A 2,188-nucleotide genomic window follows, 5' to 3' on the forward strand; every position below is an offset into this window, starting at 1 on the left:
CGAAAAGGCAGAAAGGCCGGAAAAGCATGGGGCGGAGAGCTCCTCGGTCTTCGTGGTGTCGTCGAGCGGACAGGCTAAGCCGGAGCACGTCGCGACCCCCGAGGAGGAGCGGCGCCAGCGCTCACGCGAGAAGCTGCGGGAAATGCTGGCCGATGGTCGTCTCGACGACCGCGAGGTCGAGGTCGAGGTGCAGCAGCAGGGCTATCCGATGATGGAGCTGATCCAGCCTCCTCAAGGCATAGAGGGTGCAGACATCAACTTCACCGAGATGCTTCAGGATATGCTGCCGAAGCGGAAGAAGCGCCGCACCGTCAAGGTGCCCGAGGCGCGCCGTGTCCTGGTGGACGAGGAGCTGAAGAAGCTGGTGGACATGGACGACGTGGTGAACGAGTCTCTCGACCGGGTCGAGAACCACGGCATCATCTTCATCGACGAGATCGACAAAATCGCGGGCGAGCGAGGGCAGGGCGGCGGGCCGGACGTCTCCCGGGAAGGGGTGCAACGCGACCTGTTGCCCATTGTCGAAGGCTCGACGGTGCAGACCCGGTATGGCTACGTGCGAAGCGATCATATCCTCTTCATCGCCGCCGGTGCGTTCCACGTCTCCAAGCCATCCGACCTCATTCCGGAGTTACAGGGCCGATTTCCCATTCGGGTGGAGCTCCAATCCCTCACAGAGCAGGACTTCGTCCGGATCATGACCGAACCGGAGAACGCCCTCACCAAGCAGTATCAGGCTCTGGTGGCTGCGGAAGGGGCCGAGCTCGAGTTCACCGTGGACGGGATTGCGGAGGTGGCGCGCGTGGCCTTCATGGCCAATGACCGGATGGAAAATATCGGTGCGCGCCGGCTCCACACGGTCATGGCGGCACTGATGGAGGACGTCCTGTTCGAGCTGCCCGACTATCCCGAAAAGAAAATTGTTTTCAATGCCGAGGACGTGAAGGAGCGGCTGATCAAGATCATCAGCGATGACGATCTGAGGCGCTACATTCTTTAGTGCGGATCGAGCCCTGAGGTAGACAGGATCGTCGGGTAGCCGTACCTGCCGCCCCTGTCTATGGGTTACGATCTGCTGGCCCCGGGCTGCAGGCGGGCCTATACTCGGGAATGTCCGCCATTCCGAGCTCCGAGCGCATCCCACCGCGGAAACTGCTCCAGCAACGCATCCCTCCCCGCTGGGCAGTCTTCAGCGCCGCCGTTCTGTCGCTGCTCGTGGTCAGCTTCTGGCTTCGGGCCACCTCCCCCAGGCGCGATCAGCCGCTTCAGTCTGCCGTTCGGCCGGCATCTGTCGCAGTGCTGCCGTTCATCAACACGAGCCCCGATGTGGCCGACGACTACCTGGGCTACGGTTTAGCCGCGGAGCTGATAGAGGCGCTCGGGGAAGTGAGCGGGCTGCAGGTGAGCGCACGCGCCTCCGCCTTCGCACCCCGCCAGGTGCGCGGAGATCCTCGCATTGCAGGCAGGCGGCTGGGCGCCGCCACGGTGCTGCTGGGTAGTGTTCGCCGCTCGGACGATCGTCTGCGGATCACGGCGCGCCTGGTGGATGTGGAGGAGGGGTTCGACGTGTGGTCCGAGGCCTACGAGCGCGAGACAAGCGAGCTCTTCCACATCGAGAATGAGATCCGCGATGCGGTGGCCGCCGCGCTCCGCATCCCGGTCCAGAGCGATCCTGCCGGGCGCCCACGCAGTCCTACTGCCAGCTTCCAGGCATACGACGCCTACCTGGCCGGACGCTACGAGCTGGAACGGCTCAGCCCCGGCAGCAACCGGCGGGCTGTAGCGCATCTCAGCCACGCGGTGCGGCTCGATTCAACCTTTGCCCGTGCCCATGCCGCACTGGCTGAGGCGTACATGAGGCGTGGCGGCCTGGAGGCGGTATCGCCACTTATCGCGGCGCCCATGGCCAAGGAGGCCGTCGCTCGTGCTCTGGAGCTGGACAGCACGCTGGCCGTGGCGCATGCGATACTGGGAAACATTCGCTTCGTTTTCGATCGGGACTGGCGCGGCGCGGAAGCGGAGTACCGTCGCGCGCTGGTGCTCGGGCCCGGGTTGCCTGAGGTGTATCCGCCCTACGCACGGTTCCTGTTGGCCATGGGACGTATCGATGACTCCGAGGCCTTGAGCGAGCGAGCGCTTCAGTTGGGGCCGCTTTCGCCGGAGCTCACTTATCACCTGGGCTGGCACT

The 2,188-nt window shown here is 64.6% G+C and carries 2 protein-coding genes; both read left to right on the forward strand.

Annotated features, from left to right (window positions below):
• Positions 1-1,000: ATP-dependent protease ATPase subunit HslU (hslU, locus tag VD972_RS27305; RefSeq protein ID WP_324991685.1), on the forward strand; the 1,000-nt coding region annotated here is incomplete at its 5' end.
• Positions 1,001-1,110: 110 nt separating this feature from the next.
• Positions 1,111-2,188: hypothetical protein (locus tag VD972_RS27310; protein WP_324991686.1), on the forward strand; the 1,078-nt coding region annotated here is incomplete at its 3' end.

The organism is Hyalangium sp., assembly GCF_035629615.1.
Taxonomy (GTDB): domain Bacteria; phylum Myxococcota; class Myxococcia; order Myxococcales; family Myxococcaceae; genus Hyalangium.